General features: G+C 57.9%; 21 protein-coding genes. 9 read left to right on the plus strand and 12 right to left on the minus strand.

Translation table 11 applies throughout. The features are described from left to right. Positions 1 to 320: 320 nt before the first annotated feature. Together katG and GOW16_RS03905 are read right to left on the minus strand one after the other, a co-directional pair. On the minus strand, positions 321 to 2522 hold the full coding sequence (gene katG, locus GOW16_RS03900) for a catalase/peroxidase HPI (protein WP_170410594.1): 2202 nt from the start codon (positions 2520 to 2522) through the stop codon (positions 321 to 323). 267 nt (positions 2523 to 2789) lie between these two features. Then, positions 2790 to 3635: an SDR family oxidoreductase gene (locus tag GOW16_RS03905; RefSeq protein ID WP_170410597.1), complete on the minus strand. Its 846-nt coding sequence runs from the start codon at positions 3633 to 3635 to the stop codon at positions 2790 to 2792. A 90-nt stretch (positions 3636 to 3725) separates the two neighbouring features. On the opposite strand from GOW16_RS03905, the gene GOW16_RS03910 reads away from it, so the two are divergent. Next, a complete protein-coding gene (locus GOW16_RS03910; protein ID WP_170411950.1) occupies positions 3726 to 4358 on the plus strand; it encodes a class I SAM-dependent DNA methyltransferase in 633 nt (210 codons plus the stop codon). Between the two features lie 6 nt (positions 4359 to 4364). Here GOW16_RS03910 and GOW16_RS03915 read toward each other — a convergent pair whose 3' ends face one another. The 3 genes from GOW16_RS03915 to GOW16_RS03925 are packed head-to-tail and all read right to left on the minus strand — an operon-like array spanning position 4365 to position 8333. Further along, the gene (locus GOW16_RS03915; RefSeq protein ID WP_170410600.1) at positions 4365 to 5144 is read right to left on the minus strand and encodes a carnitinyl-CoA dehydratase; all 780 of its coding nucleotides are present in this window, start codon (positions 5142 to 5144) and stop codon (positions 4365 to 4367) included. Then, positions 5141 to 7156 carry an acetate--CoA ligase family protein gene (locus tag GOW16_RS03920; protein WP_170410602.1) on the minus strand — a complete coding sequence of 672 codons (2016 nt, stop codon included), beginning with the start codon at positions 7154 to 7156 and terminating at the stop codon, positions 5141 to 5143. Before GOW16_RS03920 ends, GOW16_RS03915 begins: the two co-directional genes overlap by 4 nt. A 16-nt stretch (positions 7157 to 7172) precedes the next feature. Further along, positions 7173 to 8333, minus strand: a complete 1161-nt coding sequence (locus GOW16_RS03925; RefSeq protein ID WP_170410604.1) for an acyl-CoA dehydrogenase family protein — start codon at positions 8331 to 8333, stop codon at positions 7173 to 7175. Between the two features lie 78 nt (positions 8334 to 8411). Between GOW16_RS03925 and GOW16_RS03930 the strand changes: the two genes are divergently transcribed. Then, positions 8412 to 9353 (plus strand): GlxA family transcriptional regulator, encoded by a 942-nt coding sequence (locus GOW16_RS03930; RefSeq protein ID WP_170410606.1) that lies wholly within the window; start codon positions 8412 to 8414, stop codon positions 9351 to 9353. Here GOW16_RS03930 and GOW16_RS03935 read toward each other — a convergent pair. Together GOW16_RS03935 and GOW16_RS03940 are read right to left on the minus strand one after the other, a co-directional pair. Beyond that, a complete protein-coding gene (locus GOW16_RS03935; protein ID WP_170410608.1) occupies positions 9350 to 10339 on the minus strand; it encodes a sterol desaturase family protein in 990 nt (329 codons plus the stop codon). The two genes, GOW16_RS03930 and GOW16_RS03935, sit on opposite strands and share 4 nt — an antisense overlap. A 22-nt stretch (positions 10340 to 10361) precedes the next feature. After that, on the minus strand, positions 10362 to 11117 hold the full coding sequence (locus GOW16_RS03940) for a class II aldolase and adducin N-terminal domain-containing protein (protein ID WP_170410610.1): 756 nt from the start codon (positions 11115 to 11117) through the stop codon (positions 10362 to 10364). A 118-nt stretch (positions 11118 to 11235) separates the two neighbouring features. On the opposite strand from GOW16_RS03940, the gene GOW16_RS03945 reads away from it, so the two are divergent. The 4 genes from GOW16_RS03945 to GOW16_RS03960 all read left to right on the plus strand — a co-directional run bounded on the left by GOW16_RS03945 (position 11236) and on the right by GOW16_RS03960 (position 15936). Next, complete coding sequence (locus GOW16_RS03945; RefSeq protein ID WP_170410613.1) at positions 11236 to 12105, plus strand: LysR substrate-binding domain-containing protein; 870 nt, start codon at positions 11236 to 11238, stop codon at positions 12103 to 12105. 150 nt (positions 12106 to 12255) lie between these two features. Then, a complete protein-coding gene (gene ade, locus GOW16_RS03950) occupies positions 12256 to 14058 on the plus strand; it encodes an adenine deaminase (RefSeq protein WP_170410616.1) in 1803 nt (600 codons plus the stop codon). Continuing rightward, positions 14055 to 15518, plus strand: a complete 1464-nt coding sequence (locus tag GOW16_RS03955) for an AMP nucleosidase (RefSeq protein ID WP_170410619.1) — start codon at positions 14055 to 14057, stop codon at positions 15516 to 15518. Before ade ends, GOW16_RS03955 begins: the two co-directional genes overlap by 4 nt. Before the next feature lie 130 nt (positions 15519 to 15648). Continuing rightward, the gene (locus tag GOW16_RS03960) at positions 15649 to 15936 is read left to right on the plus strand and encodes an HU family DNA-binding protein (RefSeq protein WP_039533371.1); all 288 of its coding nucleotides are present in this window, start codon (positions 15649 to 15651) and stop codon (positions 15934 to 15936) included. Positions 15937 to 15996: 60 nt separating this feature from the next. Here GOW16_RS03960 and GOW16_RS03965 read toward each other — a convergent pair whose 3' ends face one another. Both GOW16_RS03965 and GOW16_RS03970 read right to left on the minus strand, forming a co-directional pair. Next, entirely contained in the window at positions 15997 to 16230 is a 234-nt protein-coding gene (locus tag GOW16_RS03965; protein WP_170410622.1) for a hypothetical protein, read from the minus strand. 120 nt (positions 16231 to 16350) lie between these two features. Further along, on the minus strand, positions 16351 to 17547 hold the full coding sequence (locus GOW16_RS03970; RefSeq protein ID WP_170411953.1) for a BCCT family transporter: 1197 nt from the start codon (positions 17545 to 17547) through the stop codon (positions 16351 to 16353). A gap of 181 nt (positions 17548 to 17728) precedes the next feature. On the opposite strand from GOW16_RS03970, the gene GOW16_RS03975 reads away from it, so the two are divergent. From GOW16_RS03975 to msrA, 3 genes are all read left to right on the plus strand, one after another. After that, on the plus strand, positions 17729 to 18616 hold the full coding sequence (locus GOW16_RS03975; RefSeq protein ID WP_170410627.1) for a DMT family transporter: 888 nt from the start codon (positions 17729 to 17731) through the stop codon (positions 18614 to 18616). A gap of 123 nt (positions 18617 to 18739) precedes the next feature. Further along, a complete protein-coding gene (gene msrB, locus GOW16_RS03980; RefSeq protein WP_170410630.1) occupies positions 18740 to 19189 on the plus strand; it encodes a peptide-methionine (R)-S-oxide reductase MsrB in 450 nt (149 codons plus the stop codon). Beyond that, entirely contained in the window at positions 19186 to 19695 is a 510-nt protein-coding gene (gene msrA, locus GOW16_RS03985; RefSeq protein WP_170410633.1) for a peptide-methionine (S)-S-oxide reductase MsrA, read from the plus strand. The genes msrB and msrA overlap by 4 nt, the downstream gene beginning before the upstream one ends. Before the next feature lie 28 nt (positions 19696 to 19723). Here msrA and GOW16_RS03990 read toward each other — a convergent pair whose 3' ends face one another. The 3 genes from GOW16_RS03990 to fzlA all read right to left on the minus strand — a co-directional run bounded on the left by GOW16_RS03990 (position 19724) and on the right by fzlA (position 23581). Beyond that, positions 19724 to 21727 carry a hydantoinase/oxoprolinase N-terminal domain-containing protein gene (locus GOW16_RS03990; protein ID WP_170410636.1) on the minus strand — a complete coding sequence of 668 codons (2004 nt, stop codon included), beginning with the start codon at positions 21725 to 21727 and terminating at the stop codon, positions 19724 to 19726. 72 nt (positions 21728 to 21799) lie between these two features. After that, positions 21800 to 22837, minus strand: coding sequence for a tRNA epoxyqueuosine(34) reductase QueG (gene queG / locus GOW16_RS03995; protein ID WP_170410638.1), 1038 nt, complete (start codon positions 22835 to 22837; stop codon positions 21800 to 21802). 78 nt (positions 22838 to 22915) lie between these two features. Then, positions 22916 to 23581 carry an FtsZ-binding protein FzlA gene (gene fzlA / locus GOW16_RS04000; protein WP_170410640.1) on the minus strand — a complete coding sequence of 222 codons (666 nt, stop codon included), beginning with the start codon at positions 23579 to 23581 and terminating at the stop codon, positions 22916 to 22918. Positions 23582 to 23617: the final 36 nt, after the last annotated feature.

Consider the following 23617-nt stretch of genomic DNA (forward strand, 5'->3'; position numbering starts at 1 on the left):
TGTCCAACCGTCTCTCCGGCCCGTCAGCACCGCCTCAGCAGCGCCGGTGAAGGGGTATTTACGGATTGGGTCCGGGACCTGCAACCCCCATTTTGAAAAAACTTCACATTTCCCTGCGAATTCTTAGCGATGTTAATGAAAACAAAAGGTTACCTTAAAATTTCTCTCATCATAGCGGCATACGCGCTGCCTAGAGTGAAACAGAAAACAGCCTTTCGGCGGAATCGTACCCAATGCTTGGTATGCCCGCGAGAGATCGGCCAAAGAAAACGCCGCCCGAGTCTCCTCGGACGGCGCAATTCATTGCGATGGTCGGCGGATCACTTCAGATCGAAGCGATCCGCGTTCATCACTTTATTCCAGGCCGAAACGAAGTCGCAGACGAATTTGCCCTCGGCGTCAGCCTGACCATAGACCTCGGCCAATGCCCGCAGTTGCGAGTTGGAACCAAAGACCAGATCGACACGGGTGCCGGTCCACTTGACCTCACCGCTTGCACGGTTACGGCCTTCATAGACGCCTTTGCCCGCGGACTTCCATTCGGTGCTCATGTCCAGCAGGTTGGTGAAGAAGTCATTGCTGAGCACACCAACCCGATCTGTCAGCACACCATGCTTGCTGTCGCCGAAGTTCGCACCCAGCACGCGCAGACCGCCCACAAGAGCCGTCATTTCAGGCGCGGACAGGGTCAGCAACTGCGCGCGGTCGACCAGCAGTTCTTCGGGCGAAACCGTGTAGTCCGCTTTTTGATAGTTGCGGAACCCATCTGCGGCGGGTTCGAGCATACCCACGCTTTCGACGTCGGTCTGGTCCTGTGTCGCATCAGTACGACCCGGAGCAAACGGAACCTCGACATCCTGACCACCGGCTTTGGCTGCCTGTTCGATGCCAACTGCACCGGCCAGTACGATCAAGTCCGCCAGAGACACTTTCTTGTTGCCCGACTGCGCGTCGTTGAACGCTTTCTGAACGCCTTCAAGCGCATCCAGCACTTTGGACAGCTTCATGGGTTCGTTCACGTCCCAATCCTTTTGCGGAGCAAGACGAATACGGGCACCATTGGCACCACCCCGCTTGTCCGATCCACGGAAGGTCGAGGCCGACGCCCACGCGGTCGAGACCAGTTCCGAGACCGACAGACCAGTTGCAGCGATCTTGGCCTTGAGGTCTGCAACATCCGCATCATCCACCAGATCGTGATCTACTGCAGGAACGTTGTCCTGCCAGATCAGCTCTTCCGTTGGGGCTTCCGGTCCGATGTAATTCGAGCGCGGCCCCATATCGCGGTGGGTCAGCTTGAACCATGCGCGCGCGAAGGCATCTGCGAATTCTTCCGGGTTCTCGTGGAAGCGTTTCGAGATCGGGCCATAGATCGGATCCATGCGCATCGCCATGTCGGCGGTGGTCATCATGGTCTTGACCTTCTTGGTCGGATCACCGGCCGCCGGGGCCATGTCTTCTTCCTTGACGCCGATCGGTTCCCAGATCCATGCGCCCGAGGGGCTTTTGGTCAGGTTCCACTCGTATCCGAACAACAGGTCGAAATAGCCGTTGTCCCACTGGATCGGGTTGGCAGTCCATGCGCCCTCGATGCCCGAGGTCGTGGTGTCGTCACCCTTGCCCGAGCCGAACTTGTTAATCCAGCCAAAGCCCATCTCTTCAATCGGGGCCGCTTCGGGTTCTGGACCGACCAGATCGGGATCACCCGCACCATGGGCTTTACCAAAGGTGTGGCCACCGGCAACCAACGCGACGGTTTCCTCGTCATTCATTGCCATCCGGCCAAAGGTATCGCGGATATCACGACCCGAGGCCATTACGTTGGGCTCGCCATCCGGACCTTCCGGGTTCACATAGATCAGGCCCATCTGAACGGCGGCCAGTGGGTTCTCGAGATCACGCTCGCCCGAATATCGGCTGTGCGGGTTGTCGGTCGGGGCCAGCCAGTCGGTCTCGGATCCCCAATAGATGTCTTCCTCGGGTGCCCAAATATCTTCACGACCACCAGCAAAGCCAAAGGTCTTGCCGCCCATCGATTCAATCGCGCAGTTGCCTGCCAGGATCATCAGGTCAGCCCAGGAAATCTGGTTGCCGTATTTCTGCTTGATCGGCCACAAAAGACGGCGCGCCTTGTCCAGGTTGCCATTGTCCGGCCAGCTGTTCAGCGGCGCGAACCGCTGGTTCCCGGTCGAGGCCCCGCCACGGCCATCCGCTGTCCGGTAGGTGCCGGCGCTGTGCCACGCCATACGAATGAACAGACCGCCGTAATGGCCGTAATCGGCGGGCCACCAGTCCTGCGAATCCGTCATCAGCGCGTACAGGTCTTCCTTCAGCGCCTTCATGTCCAGTTTCTTGAACTCTTCAGCGTAATCGAAATCCGGGCCCAGCGGGTTCGACGCCGGCGAATTCTGATGCAGAATCGACAGGTTCAGCTGGTTCGGCCACCAATCCCGGTTCGACCGGGTTCCTGCACCATGCATTACAGGGCATCCGCCCGTTTTGGGGTTATCACTTCCGTCCATGTCGATCTCCGATCCTGGCTAAAATCTGGCTCGTTCGCGCAGTAAAAAACGCGGGCGATCAAGAACATATATAGATGACACTTTTACCTCTTTTAGATGCACTGTTGAAAACACACACATTCCACCAGAGGTATCGGCGACTCTTGTCTTGTCGCCGCCAGACCTAACAAATTCGAACAATGCAAAAAAGTTTTGTTTATGGATGGTTTCAATAACCAAAACCTATTGCCAGGCATCTTTGGCAAATCGCCCCGTTCATGGCAGACGTCAACCTTCTGACATCAGCGATTGCAGCCCAACCCGATAGTTCGGATACATCAGGTTTACGCCCAGTTCATCCTTGATCCGGTCATTCCTGACACGCTTGTTCTCATTGTAGAAACTGCGCGCCATAGGGGTCATATCAGCTTCGTCGAAGGGCACTTCCGGCGGCAGCGGCAACCCCTGCAATTCGGCGGCATAGGCAATGACGTCCTGCGGTGGGACGGGCTCGTCATCACACACGTTGTAAATCGCCCCCGGGTTGGGTGCGGACATGGACGCGGCCAGAACCTGTGCGATATCGGCGACATGAATGCGCGAAAAGACCTGGCCCGGTTTGATGATGCGCCGCATACCCACACGCTTGAGCTTGGAAAATGGTCCGCGACCGGGACCATAGATGCCCGCCAAACGAAAAATATGCGTCGGCAAGCCGGGGATGCTCTGCCACTGCACTTCCGCCTGCACGCGCCAAGTGCCGCGCTGCGCCGTCGGCGTCGCAGGGGTGGTCTCGTCGACCCAGTCGCCTTGATGATCGCCGTAAACGGCTGTGGTCGACAGGTAGCCAACCCATTTGAATTGCGACGCCCGCCGGGCAATTTCTTCCCCCAGCGCGGCCAAAACCGGATCTCCTGCCGCGTTTGGCGCGGTCGAAATCAAAAGATGCGTCACCCCATCCAACAGCGGCACCTGCCCGGGCCAGATCACCGGCTCTGCGCCAGATGCCCTAACAATCGGCGATTGCGCGGGGTCACGCGTCGTGCCGAAGATACGCCACCCTTGGGGTTGCAGATGACGGGACAAGGCCTGCGCCGAATACCCGTGACCGAAGGAGAATAATGTACCTGTCATAAGCTTCTAGATGATCCGCAATGTCGGCGGATGCAAGAACTCTCCCAAGGATACTTGATTCGAATCCTACATTGCGCCTTTCTTTTGGGTATGAGCGACAAAACACCAGATCTGCATGCCGCCTATGCGCTGGATTCTCCGGAAGACCACAAGCGCCTCTATGCCGAGTGGGCCGGGGACTATGACGAAGGCTTTGCAGCGCGTGAGGATTATCAGCTGCACATCCACACCGCCCGCGCCTTTGTCGGGGCCGGAGGGCAAGGACCCGTTCTTGATGTGGGCGCAGGAACTGGCTTGTGCGGCGCGGTTCTGGCCCGGCTGGGCGTCGGCCCTATTGATGCCACCGATATCAGCGCTGAAATGCTGGAACAGGCCATGCGCAAGGACATCTACCGTGACGCGATTGAGGCGGATCTGAACGAAGGCATCCCGGTTCCGCGCGAAAGCTATTCCGGTATTGTCTCATCCGGCACATTCACCCATGGACATCTTGGACCTGAGGCTTTGACGGCACTGCTGCGCGTGGCCCGACCTGGTGCGCAGTTTGCGCTGTCGATCAATGCCAAACACTACGAGAAGCTTGGTTTTGCCGAAGCCCTGCACCGGCTGGCGCAAGACCAGATACGCGATCTGGCCCTGCCAGAGGTGCGTATCTACGGCGACCTCGCTTCTGGCCCCAATAAAGATGACACTGCATTGATCGCGCTGTTCGAGCGCGCTTAAGCCAGCTTATCGCCCCTTCCACACAGGATCGCGCTTTTCAGCAAAAGCACGGGCACCTTCCAGATTGTCCTCGGAGCCATAGAGGGTATCAACCGTCGGCAACTGCCGCCCGGTGATCCGATTCATGGCGTCCTGAAATTTGGAATCCTCGGCGTCGCGCACGATCTCTTTGATTGCGGCATAAACCAATGGCGGGCCGCTGGCCAATAGGCGCGCCAGTTCCCACGCACGATCCATCAGTTGATCGCCCGGCACGATCTCGTTCACCAACCCCCAGTTCTTCGCTTCTTGCGGATCGAACCAGCGCCCGGTCAAAAGCAACTCCATCGCCACGTGATAGGGAATGCGTTTGGGCAGTTTGACGCTGGCGGCATCAGCTACGGTGCCAGACCGGATTTCCGGCAAAGCGAAACTGGCATGATCCGCCGCGATGATCATGTCCGCACTCAAGGCGAGTTCCAGCCCGCCACCGCAGGCAATCCCGTTAACGGCTGCGATGACTGGCTTGTTCATGTCCCGCAATTCTTGCAGGCCCCCAAAACCGCCGACGCCATAGTCCCCGTCCACAGCATCTCCGTCTGCAGCGGCCTTCAGATCCCAGCCGGGGCAAAAGAACTTTTCTCCGCCGCCGGTCAGGATGGCGACACGCAGATCGGGATCATCCCGAAAATCACGAAACACCTTGCCCATGATGCGGCTGGTCGCCAGATCAATCGCGTTCGCTTTGGGACGGTCCAGAGTGACTTCCAGTATCGCGCCATCGCGTTTGGTTTTGACTGGGTTCATAAACTTGCCTTTCGGATCAGAGCGTCCACCGCCACCGCGCCATCTGGCGTGCAGATCAGTGGGTTTATTTCAACTTCGCTGACATGGGATGCGTTGGCAATGACATAGGCCTGCACCGCGTCGACCGCGTCCAGAATGGCCTCGATCTTCGCCGCTGGCTTGCCACGATATCCCGCCAGCAAGGGGGTGCAATTCAACTTGCCCAGCGCTTCTTTCACCGCGTCGCGAGAGGATGGGATCAGCAGAGAAACCGTGTCACGCAGAATTTCTGTCAGCACACCGCCGGCGCCCAGCGTTAGAACAAACCCGTGGGCCGGGTCTCTGGTCACGCCGACCAATAGCTCGGCCACACCACCAACGGCCATTTCTTCAATAAGAATCTGTTCGGTTCCGATATCCTCCGCTGTTTCGGCGATGGCGTTGGCATGAACTTCTAGGCGCACGGCCGCATGTTCCGATTTATGCGCCAGCCCGACGCCTTTGACCGCAAATGGGCCAGTCAAATCGGCACTGGCTTGTTCTGCCAATTCCGGCGGCACCACGACGCTTTGGGGAACGCGCACGCCGAAGTCCGCCAGAGCCTTCTTGGCTTCTGCTTCGGTCAGAACGTGATCCGCAACGGTATCCGAAGGCAGCAGGACCGGTTCGACATTCACTGTTTGCGGCCGCGCCGCCGCCTCAATGGCTGCAAGCGCTTCGTGCAGTCCGGCAAAGGGCACAACACCGCCATCTAAAAGACGCTGTGCAACGTCTTCGGGCAAAAGTTCCGGCAGGGTCGCCGTCACCGCGAAGGGACGCCCTGTTTGAGCGACGCAGTTCAAGGCAGCCTGCGTGGCACATTCCCAATCCGTCGCGTCCGTGTGCGGATAGTCGAGAATTGCCATGGTCAGGGCCTGTTCGGGACACATCATTGCGGTCCATGCCCGTGTCATGGCCTGCGTGTCACGCCAGATATATGTGTGATAATCCAGCGGATTCGCCAGGGCCACCATCGGCCCCAGCGCATCGCGCAAGCCAGCCTTTTGCGCTTGCGACAACGGCGGGAAGTGCAGATCACGCCCCTCGGCCATATCTGCGGCCAGGCTTGCCTCACCCCCCGAGCAACTGATTGATCCCAAACCGTTGCCATCCAATCGGCCGGTCACATGCAGCAGCTTGAGACACTCCAAAAAGCTGGGGATGTCGCCCAACCGCGCGATACCAAGACGATCCAGAAATGCCTGCGCTCCCGCGTCACCGCCCGCCAGTGAGGCGGTGTGGGAAATTGTCGCCGCTTGCGCATGGGCGGACCGGCCCACTTTCAGCGCGACAATCGGCACGTTTCGATCCTGCGCCTTTTGGGCCAGTGCCTCCCATTTGCGCAGGTCACCGAACCCCTCGATATGGACGCCAATCGCTGTGATCCGGTCGTCATCCAACAGGGCCGAGGCAATGTCGGCCTGATGGGTCTGCGCCTGATTTCCGCTGGTCAGCATAAAAGCCAGCGGCAAAGCGCGGCGCTGCATTGTCATATTGATCGCAATGTTCGAGCTTTGCGTCAGGATTGCCACGCCGCGATCCACCGGTCGCATGCCATGCTGATCGGGCCACACAGCAGCGCGGTCCAGCCCGTTAATGAAACCATAGCAATTCGGTCCAAGAATCGGCATATCGCAAGCCGCCTGAACCAGCTTGACTTGCAGATCCGCGCCCTGATCGTCTTCCGCCCGGGCCTCGGTAAAGCCCGAGGCGAAGCAAATCGCGCCCCCCGCACCCATCGATGCCAGAACAGCAACCGTTTCGATCGTCGCATGCCGGTTGATGCCAATGAACGCGATGTCCGGAGCTGCCGGCAGGGCTTCGAGGCTGGCAAAAGCGCGCTCGCCCGCGATTTGACCCGCTTTTGGGTGGACGGGCCAGATATCGCCTTGAAACCCAAACTTTCGGGCCTGTTCGATGACCGAGGCGCACCAGGCGCCTCCGCCGATCACCGCTATCGAACTGGGCTTCAGGGCGCGTGATAGCGAAGACATCAGGCGACCTCCACCGTCACGCACCGAGCGCCCTCAGCAAATCGCGGCTGATGATGTGTCGTTGGATTTCGCTGGTGCCGTCCCAGATGCGTTCAACCCGCGCGTCGCGCCAGAAGCGTTCCAGCGGGTAATCATCCATCAGGCCCATGCCCCCGTGGATCTGGATGGCGGCATCTGTGACGCGCGCCAGCATCTCTGAGGCATAAAGCTTAGCCGAGGCAATCTCACGGTTGGCGGGCAGGCCTTTGTCCAGCCGATCTGCGGCGGCCAGGGTCAACAGGTCGGCTGCGTCGATCTCGGTGATCATATCCGCGATCTGGAACGACACGCCCTGAAACTTGCCAATCTTTTGACCGAACTGTTCACGTGTGGCCGAGTAATCCAAGGCATAGTCAAACGCACGACGCGCGCGCCCCACGGACATCGCAGCAACGGTAATACGGGTCGCATAGAGCCAAGTGTTCATAACGTCGAACCCACCGTCGACCTCTCCCAGAACCTGGGCGTCCGGCAAGCGGCAATCGTCGAAGTCCAGCACCATGTTTTTGTAACCGCGATGGCTGACGGATTTGTACCCGTCCCGGATGGTGAAGCCCGGTGTCCCGCGATCAACCAGAAACGCCGTAATCCGCTTTTTCGGACCTTTGGGTGTCTGATCTTCTCCGGTCGCGATGAAGACAATAATGAAATCCGCGTGCTCTGCACCCGAGATGAAATGCTTGGTGCCGTTGACCACCCAGTCACCGCCGTCACGTACCGCGGCACATTTCATGCCGCGCACATCCGATCCGGCACCGGGTTCGGTCATCGCCAGCGCGTCCATCTTTTCGCCACGCACAGCGGGCATCAGATAACGTTCGACCTGCTCGCCTTCGCACGCCATCAGGATGTTCTGCGGACGTCCAAAGAAATGGTTCAGCGCCATTGAACCGCGGCCCAACTCACGCTCGACCAAAGCGAATTCTAGATGGTTCAGCCCAGCGCATCCTACGCTTTCCGGAAAGTTGCAGGCATAAAAACCCAACTCGATCGTCTTGCGCTTGATCTCATCCGCGATCTCCTGCGGGACCTCGCCGGTGCGCTCGACCAGATCCTCATGCGGGTAGATCTCGTTTTCGACAAAGCTGCGAACGGTTGAGACGATCATCTCCTGTTCGTCGGACAATCCATATTGCATCGGGCATCTCCACATCTGGCGTTGAGGCATATTCTGACGCGGCTTGCTATTCGAAACGTGCAGAAATAGATGTTTACCATGCAAGATTGGACTAAATCGCCCTCTGCACCGCAGCATATTGGGGTTCTTCTATTTGATGGATTCTCGAACCATTGCTTGGCCAACACGGTCGAACCTCTGCGTGCAGCGAACACTCTGGCCGGTCGCAAATTGTATGACTGGCAGTTCCTCGCGTTGGAGGCCGGTCCGGTGACCTCGTCATCCGGTTTGCAGGTTGCGCCGCATGGGGCATTGCAAACCGCCAGTGGCGATATGCTAATGGTCATGCCATCTTATGGGTTCCGCGCGCACGGCGGGTGGCAAACCTTGACTAGCCTGCGCTCGGCGGATCAGCGTTTTAAAGTGCTGGCGGGCCTGGACACCGGAAGCTGGCTTTTGGCGCAGGCGGGATTGCTGGACGGACATCGTGCCACGATTCATTGGGAAGAGCTGACCGGATTCACCGAAAGGTTTCCCGATGTCGATGCGCGGCGCGAGCGCTATGTCGTCGACCGCAATCGCATTACCTGTTCCGGGGCAATGGCGGCCTTTGATCTGGTATTGCACCTGATTGGGCGGGATCAGGGGCAGGCCTTGGCGCTCGAAGTTTCGCAGCTGTTTATGACCCGCGATTCCGCGCGTTCGCACAAGGGCGGCGCTGGTGCTACCAGCGGTTACGTGAACAAAGCATTAGCCCTGATGCAGGAACATCTTGAGAACCCCTTGCCCGTATCTGAAATCGCAAACCGAGTGGGCCGGTCGCAGAAAGCCTTGTCTGTTCGCATGCAAGCCGAACTGGGTGCAGGGCCTGCTCAGGTCTATCGCCGCCTGCGCCTAAACCTTGCGCGTAAACTCGTGGCGGAAACCGACCTGAGCATCGGTGAAGTTGCCCTGCGCGCGGGCTATGACGATCCCAGCGCCCTGACCCGCGCCTTCAAGGTCGAGTTTGGAACCACACCGCGCGCGCTGCGGGCCGACTAGGTATACATCTGTTTCTTATACGCCCTTGTTCGCGTCGTCGCTTCGGCTGATCCGTCGTGATAGGTGCCGAACCACTTGTCGAACGGGATTTCAGAAGTGCCGTAGTTGCACTCGAAATACCGATGATGCAGCTGGTGAAAGAAGTCTCCGGCGCGGGCCGCATCCGTATCTCCGGCCTTAAGTTTTTCAAAGCCGGAATGGGACAGAACGGGGCTAACCTGCTGAAAGTAAGCGTGAAACAGAACATGCAGTGGATGCGACGGCACGATCAGGTGGATGAAGTAAGTCGTGAAGTACAGCAGGTTTTCATACCAGTGGTTTGAAATGCCGGACCAAGGTCCGATATTCACATTGCGATGATGCACGGCGTGCACGTGCTTGTAGAGCTTCGGGTGATGCTCCAATCGGTGCACCCAGTAAAAATGCAGGCCGGACCACATCGGGATGAATACCATCCAAACCACAAACCAGACGGGCGCGCCGGACCACGTGATGGTCGGCACATAGCCATTGGCCATCGCCCAGTAGATGACCCACTGATAGACCGTCGCGACGGTCATCGCGCTGCCCAGGGTCCACCAGATATTATCTAGAACCTGATTGTGGAACGTGAACGTACCATTGTTACGGGTCAGGTCGCGACGGTCGAACTTTTTGTACATGCCCTGCCCTTTTCGCATGTACAACCACCAATGCAGACTGCCCGCGACAAGGATCTGAGGCACCATGTTCAACAGCCAGATGCGGAACATCCAACCGGGCGCGAAGCTTTGCATCGTTTCAAGGGACGGGAAAAAGAACGCGTAGGCCACAGCAGCCAGAGACAAGCACAACGTCAGTGCTGTGATCTGTAGCCAGGCGCCGCTGTACCATTTCAGCACTGCAGACGGTCGCGGAGGCCATTGAAACAATGGGTTCAATCCCACCGGCCCTTCGGGGTGATAGTGCCAGCGGGCGGATTCTGGATTCTGAGTCGTATCAGTCATGGTAGCTACCCAGTTGAAGTGGTCAGGTTGCGTAATCTGAACTTTCCGCGTCCAGAAGGGCTTTGATCTCTCGCAGATGGGCTTCGGCCTGATCGGGATAGTCTTCCAACTCTTGCGCGGTTTTCTCGGCGATCTCGTCTGACAGCACGCGCAAAGGTTGCCCTGTCTGCAGCGCGCGGATGTAGGTTTCCGCTGCGCGCTCAAAATAATAGAGTCTGTTAAAGGCATCTGCCGGATCGCTGCCGATCACAAGGACACCGTGATTGCCCATAATCATGACCTTCTTCTTGGGGTCCGACAGCATCGACGCACAGCGTTCACCTTCGCTTTCAAAGGCCAGACCACCGAATTCCTGATCAATGACGTACCGGTTGAAGAACGTGGCCGTATTCTGATCAATCGGAGGCATCGTGCTGTCCGCCAGGGACGCAAGTACCGTTGCAAAGATCGAATGCACATGCATGACACAACGTGCATGTGGGCAGTGCCGGTGGATCGATCCGTGCAAGCCCCACGCCGTTGGATCCGGAGCGCCGGGTTGGTTCATCACATCGGCATTATTCGCGTCCAGAAACAGCAGATTTGACGCTTTGACCCGAGCAAAGTGCATCTGGTTCGGGTTCATCAAAAATTGCGTACCTTCAGGATTCACCGCAAGACTGAAATGATTGGCAACGCCTTCGTGCATGTTCAATCGCTCGACCCAGCGAAAGGTTGCAGCCAGATCAACACGTTCGGCCCAGTGGTCGATATTGGCGCGCAGGTTGGTGACAGTCATTCCGGGCTCCTTTGCGGATAGCTGAGAACTTTGGGAAATCGTGCCTGCGGCATCAAAAATTGACCAACGAAAAAAACGCAACTATTCCATTAGCTGAACTAATGGCAAGATTATACACATGCAGAAACCACTTCCTCCGCTGGGCTGGCTCCGCACGTTTGAGGCGGCGGCACGCCACTTGTCCTTTACCGGTGCCGCGCGTGACCTGAACATGACGCAAAGCGCGGTGAGCCAGCAGATCAAGTCGCTGGAAGGACACTTAGGCCAGCCATTGTTCTTGCGTCGACCACGCGCGCTAGAGCTGACAGAGGCCGGCATCACCTACCTGCCCGTGGTGCGCGAGGCCTTCCGGACTCTGGTACGTGGAACCCAGGCAGTCACCGGCGCACAACAGAATGCGGTTCAGGTTCAAAGCAACATTACTTTTGCTGTGAACTGGCTGGCTCCCAGATTACCAAAGTTCCGGGCTGCGCACCCGGAAGTCCAGCTGAACATTTTCACTGAGCTCTGGGAGCCTCGTGAAATGGCCGAAGGGGCCGCAGTGGAAATCCGGTATTCTTTGCGGCCGTCAGACACGGTTCGGACCGAGTTGCTGAGAACCGACCGCTACTACCCCGTCTGCGCGCCGGGATATGAAGTGGCGCTGGACGACCTGCAACAGCAGCCGCTTTTTGACTGCTCGAACCTGTTGTCGAATTGGCAGGGCTGGCTCGAAGATCAGGGTCTAAATTGGGAAAATCCCGCTATCACGTATTCGACGACCTACTTGGTCAGTCTATCCGTGGCTATGGCCGGTGGTGGACTGTGTCTGGCACATGACACAATAGCCCGCGGGCTGATTGCACAGGGTCGTTTGGTTGCTCCTTTCGACCATCGCTCACCCATGCCCGAGGCCTATTACCTGCTGCTGTCGCCAAGCGCAGAAGAAAGCCCTGGCGCAATTGCCTTTGCCAACTGGGTTCGCCGCGAGATGGAGAGTGAACCATAGGCGTAACCGGGGGCTGCTCCCGCCTATCATCGATGCCCTGCCGGGCGTCTCTTCTGGTTGGGCCGGGCAGCGCTGGCGCGCTGCGTGACGGTTTGATGATACCTGTTCACAAGGGGTTGAACCTTCCTGCGCATTCGGGAAAGTTGGGCCATGGAATACACACCCTTCCCAAGTTGGCCCGATGTCGCCCCCCGTCTGATTGCCGTAGCCGCAGGTCGTGAAGTTGCGGATCTAGTCATTCGCGGCGGAATCTGGGTGAATGTGCACAGCCGCGAGACCCTTCCAAAACATGACGTTGCTATAGCTGATGGGCGCGTGGCGTATGTCGGACCGGATGCCTCCCATTGCACGGGGTCCGAAACGCAGATCATCGACGCAGCCGGGCGCTTTATGATCCCCGGCCTATGTGATGCGCATATGCACATCGAATCGGGCATGTTGACACCGGCCGAGTTTGCCCGTGCCGTCATACCCCATGGCACAACCAGCATGTTTACGGACCCGCATGAGATCGCAAATGTGCTGGGACTGGATGGCGTACGCATGATGCATGACGAAGCAATGATGCAGCCAGTGAACATTTTCACCCAAATGCCCTCCTGCGCACCGTCTGCGCCGGGGTTGGAGACGACAGGGTATGAAATCACCGCCGAAGACGTGGTTGAGGCAATGAACTGGCCAGGCATCATCGGCTTGGGTGAGATGATGAACTTTCCCGGTGTGATCAACGGCGACCCAAAGATGCTGGCGGAAATCGCTGCAACGCAACACGCAGGCAAAACCGTGGGCGGTCATTACGCTTCGCCTGATTTAGGGCCTGATTTTGCAGCCTACGTCGCCGGCGGACCGGCGGACGATCACGAAGGTACTTGCGAAGCTGACGCAATCGCGCGTGTTCGTCAGGGTATGCGGTCTATGATGCGGCTGGGCTCGGCCTGGTATGATGTGGAAAGCCAGATCACGGCGGTTACGGAAAAAGGTCTGGACCCACGAAACTTCATCCTGTGCACCGACGATTGCCACTCGGGCACGCTGGTCAATGACGGCCATATGAACCGCGTGGTTCGGCATGCCATTGCCTGTGGGTGCGACCCGTTGATTGCGCTGCAAATGGCAACGATCAACACGGCGACCCATTTTGGACTGGAGCGTGAGATCGGTTCGATCACACCAGGTCGGCGCGCGGATATCATTCTGAGCTCAGACCTGAGAGAGTTGCCCATTGAAATGGTCATCGCACGCGGTCAGATCGCCGCGGAGAATGGCGCAATTGCTGTTGAATGCCCGCACCTAAATTGGCCTGATACCGCACGAAACACAGTACATCTGGGTCATGTGCTCACATCAACCGATTTCGAAATCAAAGCACCCTCAGGGGCCAATCGAGTGAAGGCCAACGTGATTGGCGTGGTTGAAAACCAGGCCCCAACCAAAGCGTTGAAGGCTGATCTGCCCATCATCGAAGGTTTGGTCGAGGGCGAAGGCGACGTCTGTCAAATCGCGCTGGTTGAACGGCACCGGGCAACAGGCGGCGTGACAAACGCATTTGTTTCCGGGTTCGGATATCAGGGCAAAATGGCGATGGCCTCGACCGTCGCACATGACAGCCATCACATGATTGTTGTCGGCACGGACCGCGAACAGATGGCACTGGCCGCAAACAGGCTGGCCGAAGTGGGTGGTGGCATCACCATCTTCCGCGATGGAGAAGAACTGGCGCTGGTCGAACTGCCCATCGCAGGCCTGATGTCCGACAGCCCCGCCGCAACTGTGGCCGCCAAAGCCGAAGACATGGTCGCCGCAATGGAAGCCTGCGGCTGCACGCTCAACAACGCTTATATGCAGCACTCTTTGCTGGCGCTGGTCGTGATTCCCGAACTGCGGATTTCCGACTTGGGTCTGGTTGACGTGCGCACCTTTGAAAAGATTGAACTTCTGGAACCACTTGCATGACAATAATAAAAACACCCGACGCACCCGAACCCGAACAATTGACCGATCCCAAAGCGGCTGTTGCCCGGCTGGAAGAGTTGTACGAACAGGCGACCCGTTTTCTGTGCGACAGTTTCTCTGAAGCCATCGAGCAAGGTACGCCGACCGCACGGTTCAGAGCCTACTACCCGGAAATCCGCATCAAAACGTCGTCTTATGCGCATGTCGATAGCCGTCTGAGTTTTGGCCACGTGTCCGAGCCAGGTATTCACGCGACGACCGTTACGCGCCCGGATCTCTTTCGGTCCTATTTGACCCAGCAAATCGCATTGCTGATCAGGAACCATGACCAACCGGTCACGATCGGCGCGTCGGACACGCCGATCCCGGTGCATTTTGCTGTGGCCAATAATCCCGATCTGCACGTTCCCCAACAGGGTGCCGCCGGGTTCACGCTGCGCGATGTTTTTGACGTCCCTGATCTGACCACGACCAACGATGATATCGTGAATGGGGTCTACGATCATGAAGATCTGGCAGGCCCTTTGGCGTTGTTCACCGCCCAGCGCGTTGACTATTCTCTGGCTCGGCTTGCGCACTATACCGCAACAGATCCCAGCCATTTCCAGAACCACGTCCTGTTCACGAACTACCAGTTCTATGTCTCCGAGTTCGAAAACTATGCCCGCGAACAACTGGCAGATCCGGGCAGCGGTTATACCAGCTTTGTCTCGACCGGGAATGTCGAGATCACAAAGGCCGACGAGGAACTGGCCCAACCGCTAAAGCTGCCACAAATGCCGACCTATCACCTCAAGCGCGAGGATGGATCGGGTATTACCCTGGTCAACATTGGTGTCGGACCTTCGAACGCAAAAACAGCTACGGATCATATCGCCGTTCTGCGGCCCCACGCCTGGCTGATGGTCGGCCACTGCGCCGGCTTGCGCAACACGCAGGCGCTGGGGGATTTCGTTCTCGCCCACGCTTACTTGCGTGAAGACAAGGTGCTGGACGACGATCTGCCGGTTTGGGTTCCAATCCCCCCACTGGCCGAGGTTCAGGTCGCACTGGAAAGCGCTGTGGCCGAGGTTACCGAACTGGAAGGGTATGAACTTAAGCGCATCATGCGCACGGGCACTGTCGCCTCGGTCGATAACCGGAACTGGGAACTGCGCGATCAGTCCGGCCCGGTACAGCGGCTGAGCCAATCCCGTGCGATTGCGCTGGATATGGAAAGCGCCACCATCGCCGCAAACGGCTATCGGTTCCGCGTTCCATATGGCACCTTGTTGTGTGTGTCGGACAAACCGTTGCACGGCGAATTAAAGCTTCCGGGCATGGCTTCTACCTTCTATACCACTCAAGTCAGCCGACATCTGGCCATCGGAATTCGCGCCATGGAACATCTGCGCGGCATGCCGTTAGAGCGGTTGCACAGCCGGAAATTGCGTTCTTTCGACGAAACTGCCTTTCTCTGACGCAAAAAAGCAACGTTTTCCCCATATTTTTAGGGTTTTCGACGCTACTATTCGTTGTGTTCGCCCACAATATCCCGTTACAGTTACGCGGTGAGGCCCTATGTATCGGGCACGTTAAGGAGACCAAGAAATGGCAAAGCCTATGACAAAGACTCAGCTGGTGGCTGCTCTCGCTGAGGAAATGGGAACCGACAAGAAAGCTGCAAACGCAGCGTTGGAGGCCATGACCGGCCTGATCACCCGCGAAGTTTCCGCTGGCGGCGCAGTGACCCTGCCCGGCGTTGGCAAAATCTACTGCCGCGAACGCCCCGAGCGCATGGTGCGCAACCCCGCCACTGGCGAGCAGTTCAAGAAAGAAGCGGACAAAGTGGTCAAGATGACCATCGCGAAAGCTCTGAAGGACAGCGTGAACGGCTGATCTCAGCTTTCACTGCGATATGATCAAGGGCCGCCGGTTGGGGGCCCTTTTTCTTTTGCTTCAATGCAGACTCAGCAATACTTCGATGTCGCGACGGCTGAGCCGCGTCATCAAGGCCCGATCATCAGCAGATAGCTGCGCCCCTTTGCGGATATATCCCTCAAGATACGCCGCTATTTCACTGGTTGATCTATAGTACAGGTCGGGCGAGGACTGGCTGAGTTCATCCACCAGCCGAAACAGCAGTTTCTTCTGCTTTTCCGAATCCAAGTCTTTGCGTTTTTCTTCCAGCATGAACGATCTCTTCTGTTTCACAGAATGATAGCCCGGCGGCGGCCAATGCCAACTCTGGATCGAAATGGAAAACGGGCGCCACTTAGGGCGCCTGTTATCAAGTTAGGATGGCGGGATGGGTCAGTGAACCGTCTCAACCTTGTGGAAGTCCAGATCACGATCTTCGGGCATTGAATCGATGCTCATCACCTCCTTGCGCTTGGTGATCAGGATGTAGACCACGCAGGCCAGATAGAGGCCGACGACCACCGCACCAATCCACTGGATCTGCAGCCACTGACTCTGGAACAGCAGGGTCAGGACAAACAACAAAGCGACATTGCCTGCAACGTAGATCGCCTTGCCGAACCGCTCGACTGTCAGGTTCAGGTTGTCTGTATAGAGCCTAATCAGCGAGTCCAGCGAGTTGATCACAAAGGTCACGCCCACAATCACCATCGCGATGTTGGTGATGCCTGCGGTGCTGATGCCGTTCAGGTGGTAGTAGTAGAGAACGGTGAACCAGATCGCCAGCGGGATCGACGGGAAGATCAACAAAGCCGCCAGCAGTTGCCAGGTCTTCAGACCGCCGACAAAGCGCGACGTGAACTGACCGATCATGATCGACCATGCGAACCACCAGAACAGATAGAAGGCGTGATAGTCGGTCAGCGGCAGGACGAACTTGTGCAGATTGGCGAAATAGGCACCGATGTTGCTGCCGGTGTCGACAAACCCGCCAAAGCCCATGCCCGCCGCGACCCACATGCCGATGATCAGTGTCAGGAACAGGAAGGTCGAACCGACCGACAGGATACGGACGTATTTCAGGTCGGTTGAAGAATACGCAGCCGCCAGAATGACCACGAATACGATGATGTAGAAAGTTGTGACCACGGATTCACCGTCTCCGACCTCGGGCAGGTAGCCAGGTAGGTAGATCAGGAACAGGCTGGCGGTGAAGGCGCAGGTGCCGATGATGACCACGTTGTTGATCAGCTTGACCAGAGGGATCTCAAAGAACTTCACGCGGGGTTCGATGACGCAGAAATAGAATGCTGTCAGGAAGTAGAAGGCCCAGATCAAGAAGCCCCAGAACCCGAACTCGATGGCCAGCGGGTTGGCAAAGGCATAGGCCGGTTCTTCGGCATATCCGCCAAATTCGGTCAGCGGGAACATGATCAGCCCCACATCCAGACCAGAGGTGAACAGGATCGCGATGAAGGTGAACAGATGCACGGGCGTTACGCCCACGCAACGCAGGTTCCACCATTTCACGACGAAGAATGCGACCAGGCCCAAAGCCAGCAGGACGCCGAATGACAGAATGTACTCCAAAAGCACCAATATTCCTCCCTTGGTTCGTTAGAGTGCGGGTCGTATAACTTTAATTGACTGACCAATCAATAAACAGGTTATCGCAGAGCCCTCTAGGCGCAATCTGTGGTTTTTTTGACGCGCGGCGCTTGCGCGTGTCAGGAAATTCGGAAACAGTCGCGGCGATTGCGAAAGGGTCACCATGGATCTGCGCGCCATTGCCATGGGGCTGGCATTTGCCTTTATCTGGTCATCAGCCTTTACCTCGGCCCGGATCATCGTGGCCGATGCGTCGCCTCTGTTTTCACTGGCATTGCGGTTTCTGATTTCGGGGCTGTTAGGCGTCGCCATCGCTCGCGCCATGGGACAAAGCTGGAGGCTTACGCGCGCGCAGTGGCACGCGACTATCTTATTCGGAATATGCCAAAATGCCCTGTATTTGGGTCTGAATTTCTATGCAATGCAGACTGTTCAGGCATCCGTCGCAGCCATCATTGCCTCGACCATGCCCTTGATCGTCGCCCTCGCGAGTTGGGTGTTCTTTCACGAAAAGCTGCGCCCCTTAGGCGTGATCGGACTGCTGGCCGGTTTCGCAGGCGTCGCCCTGATCATGAGCAGCAGAATAGGGGCGGGCGCCGACTTGTTTGGCGTCATGTTGTGCGGGCTGGGGGCGCTGGCGCTCAGCTTTGCGACATTAGCTGTGCGCGGGGCAACATCGGGTGGCAATTTCATGATGGTCGTAGGGCTTCAGATGCTCGTGGGTGCGGCGGCTCTGTTTCTCGCTGCCCCTGTATTCGAGACCATATACATCCACCCCAACCTGCCTTGGGTGCTGGCCTTCGCCTACACGACGCTGTTCCCCGGCCTGCTGGCGACGTTGATCTGGTTCCTGCTATTGAATCGGATCGGTGCGATCCGGGCAGCTACCTTTCACTTTCTGAACCCGGTGTTTGGTGTCGCGGTCGCCGCAGCGTTGTTGGGAGAGAAACTCGGACCAATGGATGCCGTGGGTGTCGGCATCACGACGCTGGGCATTCTGGCGGTACAACTGTCCCGGCAAACCGATCAACGCAGCAAAGCCTCTGTCTGATTTAACAGAAAGCAGGTATTCTTTGCGCCGCGCACGAGCGCGCGAGTTGGCTGAAATATGATTTTGATTTCCGCTCCACTGTGCCCAAATAGAAAGCCAGATCACATCAACACCGGAGAAGCCATGACCCGCTACACCAAAGACCCCGAGGCCATTGCCGCTCTTTCACCCGAAGAATTCCACGTCACGCAACGCAGCGGCACTGAACGACCGGGCACTGGAAAGCTGCTGAACAACAAGGAACCGGGCATATACGTCGATATCGTCTCGGGTGAACCACTGTTCGCCTCGACCCACAAATACGAATCCGGATGTGGCTGGCCCAGCTTTACCAAGCCCATCGTACATGAACATGTCGAAGAGTTTCGGGATGCGTCCTTGGGAATGATCCGGACCGAGGTTCGCTCGAAACATGGGGACAGCCATCTGGGGCATGTGTTCCCGGACGGTCCGCGCGAACACGGCGGGCTGCGCTATTGCATTAACTCCGCCTCCTTGCGGTTCATTCATCGCGATGAGATGGAGGCCGAAGGGTACGGCGAATACCTGATCCATGTGGAGGAAATCCAATGACCAATGAACGCGCTGTTCTTGCCGGGGGCTGCTTTTGGGGCATGCAGGACCTGATCCGCAAATTGCCCGGCGTTTCCAGCACCCGCGTCGGATATACCGGCGGAGACGTACCCAATGCCACCTATCGCAACCACGGCACCCATGCCGAAGGGATCGAGATTTTTTTCGACCCGGCTAAGATCACCTATCGCGACCTGCTTGAGTTCTTCTTTCAGATCCACGACCCGACAACCGTGAACCGTCAGGGCAATGACCGCGGGATGAGCTATCGTTCGGCTATTTACTACGTGGACGACGCCCAGAAACAGATGGCCTTGGACACAATCGCCGATGTGAACGCCAGCGGTATCTGGCCCGGCAAGGTCGTGACCGAGGTTGAACCCGTCGGCGATTTCTGGGAGGCCGAGCCCGAGCATCAGGATTACCTCGAGCGAATTCCCAACGGCTATACTTGCCACTTCCCGCGCCCCGATTGGGTTCTGCCCAAGCGCAGCGTGGCTGAATAACCGGCTTGGCCCCTTCCGCTGGAGGGGGCTAGCCCGCCGCGACCCTTGGGCGTCCGCTGGCTTCGACTGTGATCATCGCTTCGACAAACACGTCCTGCGCTTCGATGCGCGCGGTGCGGATGTCTCGGTCGACGACCACCCGGATATCTGCCGCCCCAGCCTGCCGCACTGCACCCTCGGCCTGTTTCCGCAATACAGATTCCAATAGCGCCAGGGCCTTTTCGGATTCTGTGAAATCCTGCGGCCCTTCCTCCAGATGCACCCGATAGCGCCCCTCGGACGGGGACGTCACCGTGCCCGACCTGCGCAGAGTAAGCCGACCAACAACCGCGCCGATCGCATTGGCCACACCGGCATGCTCGGGCAGGATCATGCGGCAATGCAGCCGATCTCCAACGGCCGGGTAGTAACTTGGTGCCGATGCACCAAGGCCCACCACATCCACGTTCAGCGCGGCATCCAGCGCCAACAGTCCGCGATGCCGCGCCAGACCTTTTTGCGTCAAAACGTGCCGAGCCAAATCGGCCGACGAGATATCGAAACTCTCGGCTTCTTCCGCAAAAGCAGTCTCTAATAAGGTTAGAGACGTCTGCTCAGTCAACTGATCCACGATCATCTGCGCCAATCGTTTCGGAGTCGCGGCCAACCGGTCACCTGTCCCCACGCGCTTGCGGGCCACGAGTTCCAATGCCTTGCGGGCCGCCTCTGCATCCCAAGCATCCAACCGGCCCAGAACATGGCTTGCATCCGACGGCGTCACACCCGAAACCTGAACGATACCGCGATCCACCAGTCGGGACAGGGCTCCGTTCTCCATGCGGGTGCGCAGCAAGTCACTTAGGGGCAAGACGTGCTCGCCCAGCCGCTCCAACAGGGCGTCCTCGCGCGCGCCCAGCCCATCGGCATTGATACCCTGAACACGGCGGGCGAACCGTGTGTCATGTTCACCCACGGTCGTTGCACGAAGTTGCGTATCCAAAACGGCATGGACAATTTCCGGTGCTTCAGCAGCTATAAGCGAGACCGGCAGCACCCGGCGCGGACCCAGAAACACGCCGCCGCCCAGACCTTCAGTGACCACATGCACCTGACTGTCGCCACCCAAACCATGGGTGCGCATTGCAACGGCCTCGACCATGGTGCGGAACCCGCCAACCCGCGCGCCTGCCAGGTCAATCGCGGGCTTTCCGTCCCGGATCAGCGCGACATCGGTTGTCGTGCCGCCAATGTCAGAAACCAGCGCATTCTCGGCCCCCGTCAGCCAGCTTGCACCGACGATTGAAGCCGCAGGTCCGCTGAGGATCGTTTCGATCGGCCGCTCTCGTGCCTGTTCCGCGCTCATCAACGCGCCATCGCCGCGCACGACCATCATCGGCGCCGTGATGCCCAAATCAATCAACCGATCCTGCGCCCGCCCGATCAAACGGTCGATCATCCCGATCAGGCGCGCATTCAGAACGGCAGTCACTGCGCGCTTAGGACCATTCAACTTGGCCGACAACTGATGCGAACATGTCACCGGAGCACCGGTTTTCTCGCCAATGATGCGCGCTGCCTCCAGCTCATGCGCCGGGTTCCGTGTGGCGAACTGTGCAGCCACTGCAAAACCGGAAACGTCCCGATGCGAATCCAGAAAGACCTCCAGTGCTTCGACATCCAGAGGCGCAGCCTCCCCCCCCGCGTGGCTGTGCCCGCCGCGGATCACCAGCGCAGGATCTCCCTTCAGCGCATCCCGCAGTCCGTGTTTTTCAAGGTCCGTATCCTTGAACCCGATATACACCAACGCGACGCGCCCGCCCTGCCCTTCGACCAAAGCATTCGTCGCCAATGTAGTCGACAAGCACGCCATCGAGATTTGGTCCGGCGAAACCTGCGCCTGATCCAACACTGCCGAGATCGCCCGGCCCACACCAATGGCCAGATCGGTCCGTGTCGTCAGGGACTTGCCTGAGGCGATCACCTCTTTCTCATCCCGGACCAGTACCGCATCGGTGTAAGTTCCACCCGTATCCACCCCCAAAGCCAACGCCATCGGGATCTCCTTCCTGTTCGCTGCCGATTGGTGTAGCGGTTTGGACCGACACGTCCAGCCTGTTTGCGTCACTTACGACAAACGTTTGACCGCCCAGCGCGCCGCGTCCGCCACCGTTGCGTCTGGATCATCGGTAAGCGACTGCGCCACTGGCATCAGATCAGGCTGTTGCGAGTTGCCAATCGCGTACAAGACATTGCGCACAAACCGATCCCGACCGATCCGCTTGATGGGCGAGCCAGAAAATTTGGCCCGAAACGCCGCATCATCCAACCCGGCCAGCTCGGCCAATGACGGTGCTTTCAAATCATCACGCGCGGCATAGCGCACATCGCTCACCGCGACGGCGAATTTGTTCCACGGACACGCGGCCAGGCAATCATCGCACCCATATATCCGATTTCCCAGCTTTTGGCGCAACTCTTCATCAACAGGGCCTTTATGTTCAATGGTCAGATATGAAATACAGCGCCGCGCGTCTAACTGATAGGGCGCGGGAAATGCATCTGTCGGACAGGAATCCAAACAGGCCCGGCAATTACCGCAGTGATCCGTTTCGGCCATGTCCACAGGCAGGTCCAACGTCGTAAAAACAGAGCCTATAAAGGCCCAATTTCCCCAATCGCGACTGACAAGGTTAGTGTGCTTTCCCTGCCAGCCCAGCCCTGCCGCATGTCCCAAAGCCTTCTCCGGCACAGGCGCAGTATCAACAAAGACCTTTACCTCTCCACCAGCTTCCGAAATCAGCCAGCGCGCCAACCGCTTCAGCCGCTTCTTGACCAGATCGTGGTAATCCTTGTTTTGCGCATAAACAGAAATCGCCGCCTTGTCCGAGTGGTTCAGGATATCGGCCGGATCGTGATCGGGCGTATAACTCTCGGCCAACATGATCACCGACCGCGCCCTGGGCCACAATGCAGCCGGATCGCCACGCCAATGGGACCGTTCGGCCATCCACGCCATCTGACCGTGATACCCGGCCTCCAGAAACGCCTGAAGACGCGGCGGCACCTCGGGCACATCCCAAGGCCGACAGATGCGACAGGAAACAAACCCCTCGCTCAGTGCCTGCGCCACAAGCTTTTCTTTTAAACCTGATCCGTTCTTCATCTGGCCCAAAATACCTTCGGGGGTGAATTGGCCCAAGGGGCCAAGAGGGGGCAGACAGCCCCCTACACTCTCACCCTATCAGAAATCCAGATCAGCGTAATGCGGTGGCGGTCGGAATCCAGGAACCTGATCCGCGAGAATTGACCGGAACGCAGGCCGCGACTTGATCTTGGCATACCAGTCCTTGACCGCCTGAGAACGGTTCCAATCTACGTCTGAGATATAGTCCAGCGCAGACAGATGCGCGGCAGCGGCAAAATCAGCCAATGTCATCTGATCTCCTGCAAGCCAGCGCCGGTGATCCAGCAGCCAAGCCATGTAGTCCAGATGATATTTGATCGCCTTTGCACCCGCCTTGACGTTTTTGCTGTCGGGATAGCCCTGACCGGTCACCTTCTTGTTCACCCGCTCATACAACAGCTTCGAGGTGACCTCGTGATGAAACTTGTCATCAAACCAGCCCACAAGACGCCGCACCTCGTATCGCGCTTCAGGTTTCTTTGGCATCAACGGAGGTTCAGGGCGGGTTTCTTCGATATATTCACAAATGGCCGCGCTTTCTGCCATAACCTGCCCATCCAGGCGCAACACCGGAACTTTTCCGGCCGGATTGCGGCGCAGGAAATCCGGATCCTGTTCCCAGTATCGTTCCTCGACCAGTTCAACTTCGATCTTCTTTTCCGCCAGCGACAGGCGCACCTTGCGGCAATACGGGGACAGGGGAACATGAAACAGACGCGCCATGGGCTTCCAATCGAACCAGTGAATACCCCCCAGCTT

It is taken from the genome of Ruegeria atlantica, assembly GCF_013033965.1.
In the GTDB taxonomy this organism is placed as follows: Bacteria; Pseudomonadota; Alphaproteobacteria; order Rhodobacterales; family Rhodobacteraceae; genus Ruegeria; species Ruegeria atlantica_D.